At 70.5% G+C, this 14,584-nt stretch carries 13 protein-coding genes; 3 read left to right on the plus strand and 10 right to left on the minus strand.

The features are described from left to right. Window positions 1–3: 3 nt before the first annotated feature. A complete protein-coding gene (locus BI335_RS14375) occupies window positions 4–2,031 on the plus strand; it encodes a DUF6807 family protein (RefSeq protein WP_094431698.1) in 2,028 nt (675 codons plus the stop codon). Here BI335_RS14375 and BI335_RS14380 read toward each other — a convergent pair. Genes BI335_RS14380 through gatC form a run of 4 tightly spaced genes read right to left on the minus strand, consistent with a single transcriptional unit; the run spans window position 2,010 to window position 6,244 of the window. Continuing rightward, entirely contained in the window at window positions 2,010–2,909 is a 900-nt protein-coding gene (locus BI335_RS14380; protein WP_094431700.1) for a hypothetical protein, read from the minus strand. The genes BI335_RS14375 and BI335_RS14380 overlap by 22 nt on opposite strands. Before the next feature lies 1 nt (window position 2,910). After that, entirely contained in the window at window positions 2,911–4,419 is a 1,509-nt protein-coding gene (gatB, locus tag BI335_RS14385; protein ID WP_094431702.1) for an Asp-tRNA(Asn)/Glu-tRNA(Gln) amidotransferase subunit GatB, read from the minus strand. Continuing rightward, window positions 4,416–5,951: an Asp-tRNA(Asn)/Glu-tRNA(Gln) amidotransferase subunit GatA gene (gene gatA / locus BI335_RS14390; protein ID WP_094431704.1), complete on the minus strand. Its 1,536-nt coding sequence runs from the start codon at window positions 5,949–5,951 to the stop codon at window positions 4,416–4,418. Before gatA ends, gatB begins: the two co-directional genes overlap by 4 nt. Further along, a complete protein-coding gene (gatC, locus tag BI335_RS14395) occupies window positions 5,948–6,244 on the minus strand; it encodes an Asp-tRNA(Asn)/Glu-tRNA(Gln) amidotransferase subunit GatC (RefSeq protein WP_094431952.1) in 297 nt (98 codons plus the stop codon). Before gatC ends, gatA begins: the two co-directional genes overlap by 4 nt. Before the next feature lie 243 nt (window positions 6,245–6,487). Between gatC and BI335_RS14400 the strand changes: the two genes are divergently transcribed. After that, complete coding sequence (locus tag BI335_RS14400; protein ID WP_229117754.1) at window positions 6,488–7,105, plus strand: ACT domain-containing protein; 618 nt, start codon at window positions 6,488–6,490, stop codon at window positions 7,103–7,105. A 301-nt stretch (window positions 7,106–7,406) separates the two neighbouring features. Here the strand turns inward: BI335_RS14400 and BI335_RS22100 are convergent, their stop codons facing one another. Both BI335_RS22100 and BI335_RS14410 read right to left on the minus strand, forming a co-directional pair. Beyond that, on the minus strand, window positions 7,407–7,814 hold the full coding sequence (locus tag BI335_RS22100; protein ID WP_229119600.1) for a hypothetical protein: 408 nt from the start codon (window positions 7,812–7,814) through the stop codon (window positions 7,407–7,409). A gap of 39 nt (window positions 7,815–7,853) precedes the next feature. Beyond that, complete coding sequence (locus BI335_RS14410; protein WP_229119601.1) at window positions 7,854–8,171, minus strand: MerR family transcriptional regulator; 318 nt, start codon at window positions 8,169–8,171, stop codon at window positions 7,854–7,856. On the opposite strand from BI335_RS14410, the gene BI335_RS21555 reads away from it, so the two are divergent. After that, window positions 8,160–8,531: an alpha/beta fold hydrolase gene (locus BI335_RS21555; protein WP_166646680.1), complete on the plus strand. Its 372-nt coding sequence runs from the start codon at window positions 8,160–8,162 to the stop codon at window positions 8,529–8,531. The two genes, BI335_RS14410 and BI335_RS21555, sit on opposite strands and share 12 nt — an antisense overlap. Here the strand turns inward: BI335_RS21555 and BI335_RS14415 are convergent. From BI335_RS14415 to BI335_RS14430, 4 genes are all read right to left on the minus strand, one after another. Next, window positions 8,513–9,394, minus strand: coding sequence for a MurR/RpiR family transcriptional regulator (locus BI335_RS14415; RefSeq protein WP_094431709.1), 882 nt, complete (start codon window positions 9,392–9,394; stop codon window positions 8,513–8,515). The two genes, BI335_RS21555 and BI335_RS14415, sit on opposite strands and share 19 nt — an antisense overlap. An 83-nt stretch (window positions 9,395–9,477) precedes the next feature. Next, window positions 9,478–11,208, minus strand: coding sequence for a serine hydrolase domain-containing protein (locus BI335_RS14420; protein ID WP_094428622.1), 1,731 nt, complete (start codon window positions 11,206–11,208; stop codon window positions 9,478–9,480). 11 nt (window positions 11,209–11,219) lie between these two features. After that, window positions 11,220–12,521 carry an exo-beta-N-acetylmuramidase NamZ family protein gene (locus BI335_RS14425; RefSeq protein ID WP_094357166.1) on the minus strand — a complete coding sequence of 434 codons (1,302 nt, stop codon included), beginning with the start codon at window positions 12,519–12,521 and terminating at the stop codon, window positions 11,220–11,222. Between the two features lie 31 nt (window positions 12,522–12,552). After that, on the minus strand, window positions 12,553–14,367 hold the full coding sequence (locus tag BI335_RS14430; protein WP_094431711.1) for a glycoside hydrolase family 3 protein: 1,815 nt from the start codon (window positions 14,365–14,367) through the stop codon (window positions 12,553–12,555). Window positions 14,368–14,584 lie beyond the last annotated feature (217 nt).

A 14,584-nucleotide genomic window follows, 5' to 3' on the forward strand; every position in this document is an offset into this window, starting at 1 on the left:
CCGATGACCCCCGCCCGGGAAACCCCTTGCCCGACGGTGATCCAGGTCGGGGTACGCGGCTTCGGCGCCGTCCACCTGGCCAACATCGACCGACTCGCCGCCGCGGGCCGGGTACGCCTGGTGGCCTGCGTCGATCCGCTGGTCGGCTCGCTGGGCGGCGATCCCGGGCTGGGCGTACCGCTGTTCGACAGCCTCACCGACGCCCTCGAGGCGGTCGGCGTACCCGAGGTGGTGATCGCCTCGGTCCCGATCCCTCTGCACGCGGCGGTGGCGGCCGAGGCGCTGCGGGCGGGTGCGGACCTGCTGCTGGAGAAGCCGCCGTTCGCCCGGTTGGCCGATCTGGAGGCACTGCTGGCGCTGCAGCGGCAGACCGGGCGGCTGGTGCAGGTCGGTTTCCAGGCGCTCGGCTCCCACGCGCTGGAGCTGATCGACCGGGACGAGTTCGGCATCGGTGCGGTGCGGCACGTCCGCGCGATGGGGCACTGGGTGCGGCACCGCGCCTACTGGGAGCGCACCCCGTGGGCGGGGCGGCGGCACCTCGACGGGGTCGATGTGATGGACGGGGTCGCCACCAATCCCCTGGCCCACGCGGTCGCCACCGCCCTGCGGATCGCCGGCCTGCGCCGCGCCGAGGATGTCGCCGAGGTCGTGGTGGACGCGTACCGGACCACCGCGATCGACACCGACGACACCACCGCGCTGCGGATCGCACCGGCCACCGGAGCCGAGGCGCCGACGGTCAGCGCGGCGCTGACGCTCAGCGGCCCCGGTGAGGGGGAACCACCGCCGCTGGTCGAGGTGGTCGGCGAGCACGGCACGCTCACCCTCAGCTACATCCTCGACCAGGTGACCGGCCCGGACGGTGCGGTGCGAGGCACCGGGCGCACCGATCTGCTGGAGAACCTACTCGCTGCCCGCGCCACCGGCGTACCGCTGCTGGCTCCGCTCGCCGACACCGGGGCGTTCATGCGGGTCGTGGAGGCGCTGCGGACCGCGCCGGAGCCGACCAGGGTCCCGGAGCGGTTCATCGAGGTCGTCGGGGAGGGTGCGGCCGCGCATCCGGTGCTGCGGGATGTGCAGCACTGGATCCGGGCGGCCGCCGACCGGGACGGCACCTTCACCGAGGCCGGTGCCCCGTGGGCGTTCACCGGCCGGGACACGGTGCTGGCCGAGGCCGGATCGGGCCGCGGCGGACCCTTGCTGACCGTGCAGAGCGGTGCCGGTTCCGTGCCCGATTCCGCACCGCGCCCCTTCCTGCACCCGGTGCGCACCCGCGCCGGGGTGGAGCTGACCGCGCGGCGCCCCGCCGATCACGACTGGCATCTGGGGCTGGGATTCACCGTGCCGGATGCCGCCGGGACGAACTTCTGGGGTGGTGGCAGCTACCGGCCCGGCGCCGGGTACCAGTGGCTGGACGATCATGGTGTGCAGCGCCTCGATGCCCTGCTGCAGAATCCCGAGGAGCTGACGATGCTGCTCAGCTGGTTGGACCGCGACGGTGAACCGGTGCTGCGCGAGCGGCGCACGATGGCCTGCCTGCCGATCGACGGCGACTGCTGGGAGCTGCGGCTGCACACCGAACTGGAGGCCGACCGGCCGATCCCGCTCGGCAGCCCGGGCAGCACCGGCCGGGCCGGGGCCGGATACGGCGGCTGGTTCTGGCGGCTCCCCGCCTGCCGGGAGATCACCGTGCGTACGCCCGACGGCGCGGGTGAGCGGGCGGTCAACGGCAGCCGCGCCCCCTGGCTCGCCTGGCATGCCACCTTCCTCGGTACGCCGGGTGCCACCGGACCGGCGACCATCGTGCTCGCCCCCGGTGACGAGCAGACCGCGGCGGACCCCTGGTTCGTGCGCACCGGTGACTATCCCGGGATCGGTTCGGCCGTCGCCTGGGAACGGCCCGCGGTCGTCGAACCGGGGCGCCGGTTCATCCGCTCGGTGCGTGCGGTGATCGCCGACGGCGAGCTCGATCCCGCGGACGCGATGGGCCGCCTCGCCGACGCGGTGCCTCAGCCCGGCAGCGCGTTGTAGATCTCGGTGGTCACCGCGGCCATCTGGCCCATGTCGGCCTGCGGGTCGGCGCCGACGACCACCAGCAGCCCGCCCTTGAGCAGCGTCACGCACTCCACCCGGATGTCGACCCGGCCGCAGCTCACCGGACCGAAGCGATTCCGGTTGCCGAGCCCCGAGTGGGCATCCAGGTCGGTGAGCGAGGCGACCGGCGAGTTCATGGTGAGCGCATAGACCGCGCCCGGACCCGGCTGGCCCTCGACGGGCTGGTAGTGCGCCCGGTCGATGTTGCCGAACGGCAGCCTGGCCTCGTCCCGGCCGGCGTCGCGCCGCAGGCCGTCGACCCGGGCCGGCAGCTTGGCCTCCTCGACGGGTTTGGCGAAGGCGGCGACCGCCCGGCGGGGCGCCACCCGGCCGGCATCCGGCTCGGTACCCCGCGGGTTCAGCAGCCAGGCGGCCAGGATCGCGACCCCGGCCAGGGTCACCAGCGCGATCAGCTGCACCCGGCGGGTGGGTCGGCCGGCCACCTTCGGCGGCGGCGATCCGGGCGGCGGCTCGTCGCGGCCGGGTACGCGGTGGTGGCCATGCCGCTCCTCGGTGCGCCGCTGCTGGCTGGGTCGCGGCTGGCCCGGCTGTTGCGGACCGGCCGGCTGCTGGCCGGCGGCCGGCGTACGCTCCCACAGGCTCTCATCGGTGAGCCGGTTGCGGGTGTAGCGCTGACCGGACCACTGCCCCACCTCGTCCCGCCGGGGCGGGCCGGGTCGGATCTGGGTCAGGTCGGCTTCCGGGTCCGGTTCCGGTGCGGGGTCGGGGCGACGGGCGGGGCGCAGCACGGTGTCGTCCGGCCGCTCCTCCTCCGCCCGGTCGTCACCCCATTCGCGCCCGTTGTCCCAGGACATCTCAGGTCAGCTTCTCCAGGATCAGCTCGCGTACCCGGCCGGCGTCGGCCTGGCCGCGCATCGCCTTCATCACCGAACCGATCAGCGCACCGGCGGCCTGCACCTTGCCGGCCCGGATCTTTTCTGCCACATCAGGATTTGCGGCGATCGCCTCGTCGACGGCGGCGCTCAGTGCACCGTCGTCGGAGACCACGGCCAGACCCCGGTCGGCGACGACCTGGTCCGGTTCACCCTCCCCGGCGAGCACCCCGTCGATGACCTGGCGGGCCAGCTTGTCGTTGATGGTGCCGGCGTCGACGAGCCGCTGCACCGCCGCGACCTGGGCGGGGGTGATCGCCAGTTCGGCGAGACCGACCCCGGCCTCGTTGGCGCGCCGGGAGAGCTCCCCGAGCCACCACTTGCGGGCGGCGGGCGCGGGCGCACCGGCGGCGACGGTCTGCTCCATCACCTCGAGCGCATCGGCATTGGTGATGTCGGTCATCTCGGCGTCGCTGAAGCCCCACTCGGACTGCAGCCGCTTCAGGCGTACGCCCGGCGCCTCGGGCAGGGTCGCGCGCAGCTGCTCCACCCATTCCCGCGACGGCGCGATCGGCACCAGATCGGGTTCGGGGAAGTAGCGGTAGTCCTCCGCGGTCTCCTTGGAGCGGCCGGCGGTGGTGAGCTGGTCGCCCTCGTGCCACATCCGGGTCTCCTGGACCACCCGCTGGCCGGCGTCCAGCCGGGCCGCCTGCCGGGTGATCTCGTAGCGGACGGCATTCTCGACCGAGCGCAGCGAGTTGACGTTCTTGGTCTCGCTGCGGGTGCCGAACTCGTCGGCGGGAGTGGGCCGCAGGGACAGGTTCGCATCGCAGCGCAGGTTGCCCTGCTCCATCCGGGCGTCGGAGACCTTGAGCGCCTTCATCAGCTCGCGCAGCGCGGCGACGTAGGCGCGGGCGACCTCGGGGGCCCGCTCGCCGGCGCCGGTGATCGGCCGGGTGACGATCTCGATCAGCGGTACGCCGCAGCGGTTGTAGTCCAGCAGCGAATGGTCCGCACCGTGGATCCGGCCGGTGGCCCCGCCGACGTGGGTGGACTTGCCGGTGTCCTCCTCCATGTGCGCGCGTTCGATCTCGATCCGGAACGGCGTACCGTCGTCCAGCTCGATGTCCAGGTGTCCGTCGAAGGCGATCGGCTCGTCGTACTGGCTGATCTGGTAGTTCTTCGGCATGTCCGGATAGAAGTAGTTCTTCCGCGCGAACCGGCACCAGTCGGCGATCTCGCAGTTCAGCGCCAGCCCGATCCGGATCGCCGACTCCACCGCCGACCCGTTCACCACCGGCATCGAACCCGGCAGGCCCAGGCAGACCGGGCAGGTCTGGGTGTTCGGTGCGGCACCGAAGGCGGTGGAGCATCCGCAGAACATCTTGGAGGCGGTGTTCAGCTCGACATGCACCTCCAGACCCATCACCGGGTCGTAGCGGCGCAGTGCCTCGTCGTAGTCGACGACGGGCTCGAGGGTGTCGGTGCTCATGCCAGACTTCCTTCCAGGGTGGGAATCCGGTCCAGCAGCGGACCGCCCCACTGCTCGCGCAGGCTGCGTTCCAGCGCCGCCCCGACCCGATAGAGCCGGTCATCGGCGCGCGGCGGCGCCATCACGTGGAAGCCGATCGGCAGGCCCTCGGCGGACAGTCCGACCGGGAAGGACGCGGAGGCGTTGCCGGCCAGGTTGGACGGGATCGTGCAGAGGTCGTTCTTGTACATCGCCAGCGGATCGTCGACCCGTTCACCGAGCCGGAACGCGGTGGTCGGCGTGGTCGGTGAGACCAGCACATCCGCCTGGCTGAAGGCGTTCTCGAAGTCGCGGCTGATCAGGGTGCGCACCTTCTGCGCCGAGCCGTAGTAGGCGTCGTAGTAACCGGCCGACAGCGCATAGGTGCCGATGATGATCCGGCGCTTCACCTCGGCACCGAAGCCGGCCTCGCGGGTGGCGGCCATCACCTCCTCGGCGGAGCGGACGCCGTCGTCGCCGACCCGCAGCCCGTAGCGCATCGCATCGAAGCGGGCCAGGTTGGAGGAGGCCTCGGCGGGCAGGATCAGATAGTAGGCCGCCAGCGCGTACTCGAAGTGCGGGCAGGAGACCTCGACCACCTCGGCACCGAGGGATTCCAACAGGGCAACGGTTTCGTTGAACTTCGCCTCGACCTCCGGCGCGTACCCCTCGCCACCGAGTTCGCGGACCACACCGACCTTCAGGCCGGAGACGTCGCCGCTGCGGGCGGCGCTCACCACGTCCGGGACGGGGGCGTCGATCGAGGTGGCATCGCGCGGATCGTGGCCGCCGATCACCTGGTGCAGCAGTGCGGCGTCGAGCACCGAGCGGGTGCAGGGGCCGGGTTGGTCGAGGCTGGAGGCGAGCGCGATCAGCCCGTAGCGGGAGGTGCCGCCATAGGTCGGTTTGACCCCGACGGTGCCGGTGAAGGCGGCGGGCTGACGGATCGAGCCACCGGTGTCGGTACCGATGGCCAGCGGCGCCTCGAAGGCGGCCAGCGCGGCCGCGGAGCCGCCGCCGGAGCCGCCGGGGATCCGGTCCAGCGCCCACGGGTTGTGGGTCGGGCCGTAGCCGGAGTTCTCGGTGGAGGAACCCATCGCGAACTCGTCCATGTTGGTCTTGCCGAGCAGCACCAGGCCGGCGTCGATCAGTCGCTGGGTGACGGTGGCGCTGTAGGGCGGCAGGTAGCCCTCGAGGATCTTCGAGCCGGCCGTGGTCGGTACGCCCTGCTGGGTGAGCACGTCCTTGAGAGCGAGCGGTACGCCGGCAAGCGGGCCGAGCTTCTCCCCCGCGGCGCGGCGCCGGTCGATCTCCCGGGCGGTCGCCAGGGCACGGTCGGTGTCGACGTGCAGGAAGGCGTGCACGGCCCCATCGACGGCGGAGATCTGGTCCAGGCAGGCGGTGGTGAGGGCCTCGGAGGTGGTCTCCCCGGCCTCCATCGCCCGGACGAGCTGGTGCGCGTCGGCGCGCAGCAGGTCCTTGGTGCCGGTGTTGATCGTGGTCTGCTCGCTCATGCCGACTCCCCCAGGATCCGCGGGACGCGGAAGCGGTCGTCCTCGGCGGCCGGCGCCATCGCGAGCGCCTCCTCGACCGGCAGCGAGGGGGTGTTCTCGTCGGGGCGGAAGACGTTGGTGAGCGGTTCGGGGTGCGAGGTCGGCGGCACGACGCTGGTGTCGAGCTCGTTGACCGTGGCGACCGATTCGAGGATCACCGACAGCTGCGGCGCGAGTTCGCCGAGTTCCTCGGCACTGAGCTCGATCCGCGCCAACCGGCCGAGCCGGGCGACATCGTCCGCGGTCAACGACACGCTCTCCACCTGTGGTCCTCCTGGGCTGTTGTTCATCACCCGCGACCTTATCGCGCGCGCGGTAGTCAGCGCTGCGCTCGCCACGGTCATCGACCCCACGGTCATCGAGTAGCTGGCCCGGCGCAGCGAAGCGGAGCCGGGGCAGCGTGTCGAGATGACCAGACCCGCCCCACACCCGCGCCTACCCCATCCCACAACGCGACGCGAAACGGCCCCGTCACATCCGGATGCAAGACTGTTGGCGTGTTCCTGATCCGCCTGTCCCTACCCGACCGCCCCGGTGCCCTGGGTGCCGTGGCGAGCGCCCTCGGCACGATCGGCGGCGACATCCAGGCCGTCGAGATCGTGGGCCGTCAGGACGGTCGCGTGGTCGACGACTTCATGGTGGTGCTGCCGGACAACGTGATGCCCGACAACGCGGTCAGCGCCTGCACGCAGGTCGGTGGGGTCGAGGCGCTGTGGTGCTCGCGCTACCCGGGTGGCGCCGGACTGCAGTCCGATGTCGAGGCGCTGGAGCGGATGCTGGCCGACCCGGACAACGCGGCGGCGATCCTGACCGAGACCGCGCCGGTGGTGTTCCACTCCCATTGGGCGGTGCTGGTGGACCGCGCGGCGCACACGGTGCTGCATTCGACCCCGATGGCGCCGGATCTGGACTGCACCGCGCTGGCCAAGCTGGAACCGCTGGATCAGACCGGCAGCGGTGAACTGCCCAGCGGCTGGGTGGACGGCTGGGTCGAGACCACGTACGCCGCCGCGCCGCTGGGTGGTTCCCGCTCGGTCGTGCTCGGCCGGCACGGCGGTCCGGCCTTCCTCGCCGCCGAACTCGCCCGGTTGCGGCATCTGGCCGCGATGATCTGACCGGCCCTCACGCCGTCGCATCCCGCCTACCGGGCCCGGGCAAACCGATGGTGCTCTGATCCCCAGGAAGCATCAAGGATGCGCTTGATACCTCTGAGGCATCAAACAAATCCTTGATGCTTCCTAGGCATCAAACAAATCCTTGATGCTTCCTGGGCATCAAAGCCGTATCGCTCCAACCGGGTATCGCGAATCAACGGGCGGCCACACCTACCGGCCCGTCGTGCCGGGAGCGCTGAGGATCGCTCGGCAGAGCACCGTGTCATCCCGATCCCCGACCGGCTCCACGACTGTCATCCGTTCAGCGGTACATCGTCCAGAAGATGTACCCGGCGATCGTCACGACGATGATCGCGATCACGAAGAGCAGCGGGATGATCCAGCGCCAGCGCTTCTTCGGCTTGGTGGTGGGCAGGTCGGTGGGGCCCCAGGCGCCGATGTTCGGGCGGATCCGTGCCGGGACCGTACCGTTCAGGTTCAGGTCGGAGAAGATCTTGCTGGGCTGCTTCGCCGGCGGCGGCCCCGGGGGCTGCGGGACCAGCGGCCCGGCGGCCCGTTGCGCCGGGAGCGGCGGTTGCCGGGTGTCCTGCGGCGGCCCGGCATGGGCCCGGGCCGGCGCGGGGGCCGGTTCGCGTTCGCGCAGCACGGTGGGCCGATCCTGCTCGGCGATCGGCCGGTCATCGGGCACGGTCTGCGGGTCCTCGGGCACGCACCCAGCGTAGAGGGTGCGGGCCAATGACCCCCGACCTCACTCCCCTTTCAGCGCACCCAGGTACGCACCCAGCGCGTCCCGCCGCGCGACCATGCAGTCGACGCAGTGGCACATCCGCTGCCACTCGGACTCGGCCGCCTCGACCGTGCCCGGATCGACGTGCTCGTGAAAGATCCCGCCGCTGTCGGTGAGCGCGTCGATCAGTTGGGCGACCAGCGCGGTCGGCACCCCGGCATCGATCAACCCCTTGATCTGCCGGGTCCGCGGCAGCTGCTCCGCCGCGTACACCCGGTAGCCGTTGCCGTCCCGTCCGGCCGGTGCCAGCAACCCGGTGTCCTCGTAGTGCCGCAGCATCCGCGCGCTGGTGCCCAGCTCCGCGGCGAACTCACCGATCAACATGGGCCTGTTCTCACCATCCGCAACCATGACAGGGAATTCGCCGCCCGACTCGACCAGGCGTACGACCTCACCACCCCGCCGGAGGAGCGCTTCACCACCTTCGACCATCCGTCGCTGCTGCTCACCGGCCGCCGGGACGACAGCGTCGGCTTCGCCGACCAGTTCGAGCTGCTGGAGTCCTATCCGCGGATGACCTATGTGGTGTTCGACGATGCCGGCCACAACGTGCACCTGGACCGGCCGACCCTCGCCACCGTGCTGTTCGCCGACTGGCTCGACCGCCTCGAGCAGGCCCCTCAGCGCGCCGAGCGGTGATGCCCGCGGACCGCCTCCCGGGTGGCCGCCACGGCCTCCACCGCGCGGTCGTAGCGGTGCTGGGCGGCCGCCAGGAAGAGGCAGTCCACCACCATCAGTGCCGCGATCCGCGACGCCATCGCCCCCGAACGCAACGGCGTCTCATCGGCGGCGGTGGTCAGCACCAACCCCGCGGTACGCCCCAGCGGGGACGCCGGGAAGTTGGTGATCGCCACCGTCGCCGCGCCCCGACCGGCGGCCGCTTCGAGCACCTCGATGGCCTCGGTGGTGGTGCCGGTGTGGCTGACCGCGATCGCCACATCGCCCGCGCCGAGCAGGGTGGCCGAGGCCAGCGCCTGGTGCGGATCGGACCAGGCATAGGCGACGACTCCGATCCGGTGCAGCTTCTGCTGCAGGTCACCGGCGACCATGCCGCTGGCGTGCGCACCGTAGAGGTCGACCCGCCGGGCGCCGGCGACCAGCCGGGCCACCTCGGCGAGCACCTCGCGATCGAGTTGCTGCCCGGTCTCCTCCACCGCCCGCGCCCCGGCACCGGTCACCTTGGCGACGATCTCGTCGATCGAGTCGTCGGCGGTGATGTCCCCCACCGGATGGGTGAGCCGGCCGTTGTCGGCGGACGCCTCGGCGAGCGCCAATCGCAGCTCCGGATAACCCTTCAGCCCCAGCCGGCGGGCGAACCGCAGCACCGAGGTCTCCGAGGTGGAGGCGCGGTCCGCCAGTTCGGTGATCGTCATCGCGGCCACCACCCGCGGGTCGCCCAGCACCACCTCGGCGACCCGCTCCTCGGCCGGTGCCAGGCCGGGCCGCAATGCCCGCAACCGCACCAGGACCGGGGTGGCCTGATTCTGGGCACCTTCTGTCATGCGCTGGATCGTAGTGCCCGCCCGGGCCCGGCCGGTGTCATCGGCACGGACCCGGGCGTGCCCCCGAGTCTGTGGCCCGCTGGTCAGCGGTTCGTCCTGGTCCAGTTGCTGGCGATGAAGCGACCCGGTTCCTTCTCGCCGTCGACCTTGACCCCGCCGCGGACCTGGATGTCGTCGACGTAGACGCCGCGGCCCAGATAGATCGCGTCGGTGGTGTGCCGCCAGCGCAGCGTCTGTGCGCCCGCCGGCAGCGATGCGTCGATCCGCACCCAGCGGCGTACCCCCGAGGTCGCCCAGGACCCGTCGGTGGCCAGCGATTCGCCGTCGGACAACTGCACCGTGAACGGCACCTTGGTCCAGGTCGCACCACCGTCGGTGGATCGCTCCAGCACCAGCGGATCGGTCTCCTCGACATCGACCATCGCGTCGAACCGGACACTGGCGCCACTGCCGCCGACCTGCAGCGGCAGGTCGAGAGTGGCGGTCGTCTTGTTGGTCACCCCGGTGAACCAGGCATCGGGTCCCTTGTCCGGGCGGACCGGCATGGACAGCGCCAGCCCCTGCGCCCAGTCCCGGCGGGCCGGGTTGACCGACCCCCAGTCGCGGGAGGGGTGCACCCGGTTGGTGAGCAGCACCGCGAACGAGCGGGAGGCGAAATCGATGACGATCGAGGTGCCGGTGTAACCGGTGTGCCCGGCCTCCTTCGGCGCGGACAGGCCCTCGGCGTACCACCGCTGGTTGAGTTCGAAGCCCAGCCCGTGGTCGTTGCCGGGGAACTTCGAGTTGAAGTTCCGGGTGAGCAGATCGACCGATTCGGGCTTGAGGATGCGGTTCTTGTTGTAGCTGCCGCCGTTCAGCAGCGTCTGGCTGAGGATGGCCAGATCGCCGGCGGTGGAGAACACCCCGGCATGTCCGGCGACGCCGCCGAGGGACCAGGCGTTCTCATCGTGCACCTCACCCCAGACCATGCCCCGCGGCGGCGCGGTCTGATACTCGGTGGCCGCGGTCCGCCGCTTGTCGGTCGGGTTGTAACCGGTGTCGGTCATGCCCAGCGGCCTGGTGATCCGTTCGGCGACGGCGGTGTCCAGGCCCTGTCCGGTGAGCCGTTCGACCATCACCCCGAGCGCGATCAGGTTCAGATCGGAATAGCGGTAGACGGTGTCCGGCGGATTGGTCGGGGTGGCGTTCATCACCGCGGCGATCCGGGATTCCTTGTCCGGGTACGCCGACCAGAGCGGCAGCCAGGCGGGCAGCGCCGAGGTGTGGGTGAGCAGGTTGCGGACAGTCAGGGTGTCCTTGCCCTGGCCGCCGAACTCAGGCAGGTAGCGGGCCACCGGGGCATCGAGCTCGACGGTGCCCTCCTCGATCAGCTGGACCACCACCAGCGAGGTGAACAGCTTGGACACCGAGGCCAGGTCGAAGATGGTGTCCTGGCGCATCGGTACCCGTTCGTTCTCGGGCAGCTTGGTGGTGGCATCGGCGTAGAGTCGCGCGTAACCGCTGGCCTCGGTGGCGACGATCGCCCCGTCGTGGCCCATCACCCCGACCGCGCCGGGATAGAGCGGTTTCGGGGCGGCCGACTGGTAGGCCCGGATCTTGGCACGGGCGGCCTCGATCGGCGCGGGGTCGAGACCCATCTGCGCGGGCGTGGCGGTCCGCAGTTTCGTGTTGGGGCTGGCATATCCGCTGTAGGGACGGTCGAAATCGCGGGCCTGGGCGGCGGGGGTGTACGCCGCCCCGAGGGCCAGCACGGTGGCGCCCACGGCCACGACGCGCAGCGCGTTCCGGACGCGGGTGGTGCGCTTGAAGATCATCGCCGCACCCGTCACCGGTAGCTCAGGAACGGGGCGCGGTCGGCGTTCCACTGCGCGAGTTCCGCCTGCCAGGCTGCGATGATCGTCGCCGCATCGGCGCCGGCATCGACCTGTTCGCGGAACCGTGCCGAACCCGACAGCAGATCCATCCACCGACCCGCGTAGTTGTCCCCGGTCCGCCAGCCGAAGCCCGGATAGAGCGATTTGAGGGCGACGATCATCTCGGTGGCGGTGCGGATGGCGTCGACCTCGTGGGCGTCGGTGATGTGCACCTGGACGCCGCCGCAGACCTGGTTGGCGTTCTTGGAGAAGGTCGGGTTGAAATACATCTCCCGGAACAGCACCCCGGGCAGGTTGCGCGAGTTCAGCCGTTCGGCCCAGCGGTAGTCGACGTAGGGGGCGCCGATGATCTCGAACGGCCGGGTGGTGCCGCGGCCCTCGGAGAGGTTGGTGGCCTCGAACCAGCAGGTGCCGGGATAGAGCAGTGCGGTGTCGCTGGTCGGCATGTTCGGGCTGGGCAGCACCCAGTGCAGGCCGGTGTCGGCGAAGAGCATGTCGCGGGTCCAGCGCTCCATCTGGATGACCTGCAGCTCCCGCAACCGCTTGCCACCGGTATCGGCGGGCAGGTAGCGCTCGTCGAACATCTTGGCCAGTTCGCCGACGGTCATGCCGTGCTGCTGGATGATCTTCTCCGCACCGACGCCGGAGGTGAAGCCGTCGGTCATCATCGGCCCGTTCGCCTTGCCACCAACGGGATTCGGCCGATCGAGGACCACGAAGCGGGCACCGGTGTCGACCGCGGCGCACATCGCGGTGTACATGCTCCAGATGTAGGTGTAGAAGCGGGCGCCGACGTCCTGGATGTCGAAGACCATCGTCTCCACGCCGGCGGTCTGCATCATGCTGGCGAACTTGGCCCGGTTCGCACCGTAGGCGTCATAGACGGTCAGCCCGGTCCGCGGATCGATCGAGGTGCCCTCGGAGGAACCGGCCTGCGCGGTCCCGCGGAAACCGTGTTCGGGGCCGAAGACGCCGACGATGTTGACGCCCTGGGCGTGCATGTCGTCGACGATCGAGGTGAGGTCGTGGAGCACCCCGGTCGGGTTGGTGAGGACGCCGACCTTCTGGCCCTTCAGCGCGGCCCAGCCGGCATCGGACTGGACCTGGGCGCCGGTGACGACGCCGTTCTTCTTCGGACCCTTGGGCGGTTTGGGTTTCTTGGGGTCGGCGAAGGCGTTGGCGGCCTGGGAGAGCGGGTACGCCGCAGCGGCGGCGCCCGCGCCGGCGAGCAGGAGTCGACGATTCAGGGGCATGGGAGGAATCCTTGTCTCAAACGAAATCGGCTCAGTAGGAGAGGCCGTGGCCATAGGGATAGAGGACGGTCTGCGGGGCACCGGCGACCGGGATGTCGACCGGCAACTTGCCCTGCGGGTTGACCTCACCGGTCAGCACCCGGACCAGCGACGGTGGCGTCACCGGGCTGTAGGAGTAGGTGGCGACATAGGTCGGTGCCTGGTCGAAATAGGCGATGTCGTAGGGATCGCGGACCGCGACGACGATGATCGTCTTGTCGGTGGCGAGCAGTTGCTTGACCAGCTTCTGCTGCCCGGCGGTCTTGTCGGTGACCGCGGTGTCCCAGGCCTTGTTGGTGAGCACGATGACGGTGTCCACGCTCTGTGCGGCGGCGACCACCGAGGCGATGGTGGCATCCGAGGGTGAGGTGCCGGTCTGCATCGCCCGGGCCGTGGCGCCGCGCTTGGTGAGCTCGTCGGCGGTGACCTGGGTGGTGCTGACGCCGTAGCCGGTGACCAGGATGCTGGTGCCGGCCGGTTTGAGCGGCAGTGCCTTGGCATCGTTCTTGACCAGGGTCACGGTGCGGTCGGAGACCTTGGCCGCGGTGGCCTGATGTGCTGCGGTGCCGACGATTCCGTTGATCGCGGCGATGTCGGCGAGCGGCTGGGCGACCATTCCGCGGCGGAACTTCATCCGCAGGATCCGGCGTACCTTGGCGTCCAGATCGGCCTCGGTGAGCCGGCCGGAGCCGAGCGCTTCGTTGATCGCGGCGATCGCGGGCTGGATGGCCGGGCACATCAGCAGCTGGTCGACACCGGCCTCGAGGGCCCGCACGGCGACCTCGGCGTCGCCGTACTTCTCCCGGACGCCCTGCATGGTCAGCGCATCGGTGATCACCACCCCGTCGTAACCGAGTTCGCCGCGCAGCAGACCGGTGATCACCGGCTTGCTCAAGGTGGCCGGGTCGCCGGAGTCGTCGAAGGCCGGCATCACCAGGTGCGCGGTCATCACCATGTCCACGCCGCGGGCGATGGCGGCCCGGAACGGCGGGGCATCGATCTGCTCCCACTGTTCGCGGGTGTGGGTGATGATCGGCAACCCGGTGTGCGAATCGGTGGCGGTGTCACCGTGGCCGGGAAAGTGTTTGGTGGAAGAGGAAACCTTGCCGTCGAGCTGGTAGCCGTCGATCTGCGCGGCGACCATCTCGGCCACCATGGCCGGGTTGGAGCCGAAGGAGCGTACGCCGATCACCGGGTTCAGCGGGTTGACGTTGACGTCGGAGCAGGGTGCGAAGTCGACGTTGATGCCGACCGCACGGAGCTCGGCACCGGTGATCTCGGCGGCGACCCGGGCATCTGCGGTGGACCGGCCGGCACCGAGGGCCATCGACCCGGGGAACTGGGTGGCCGGCGGCCCGAAGCGGGTGACGACGCCCTGTTCCTGGTCGGTGGCGACCTGCAGCGGGATCTGGACCTTGCCACCGGAGCGCAGCGCGGCCTGCTGCAGCCCGTTGGAGAGCCGGGCCACCTGCTGGGGGTTCTTGAACGAGTCGGTCCAGGCGAAGTAGATCACCCCGCCCAGCTGGTACTTCTCCACGATCCTGGCCGGTACCGCCTCACCGAAGTTGGCGACATTGCGCTGGTCGGGGGTCTCGGAGTCGGAGCCGTAGACCTCCTGCACGAAGAGCTGGCCGATCTTCTGCTCCCGCGTCATCCGGGCCAGGGTCGAATTCACCCAGCCATTGATGGCGTTCGGGTTCCCGGGCGGCGGAGCGGCGTACGCCTGCCGTGCGCAGAGGCTGCCGGCGAGCGCGGTGGCGCCCAGGCCGGCCAGCAGAGTTCGACGGGTGAACGTGTTGTCGATCATGGAACGCTCCATTGCGTCGGGGTATGCGTGAACAATTCACATTCAGGGCTAGCGATTCTGAAACTAATACACACCCAAGTGCCCGACAACCCCCTGCGCCGGAGTTTCCCCGCCCCTGAGAACTCACTCATCCCCACGCCGGCTGAGCGAGCGAGGTACGAGCGAGTCGAAGCCAAGTCCCACGCTCATCGAATAGCGAGCCATGCGCAGCGAAGCG

Origin of the sequence: Enemella evansiae, from assembly GCF_002250705.1 — a bacterium.
GTDB lineage: Bacteria > Actinomycetota > Actinomycetes > Propionibacteriales > Propionibacteriaceae > Enemella > Enemella evansiae.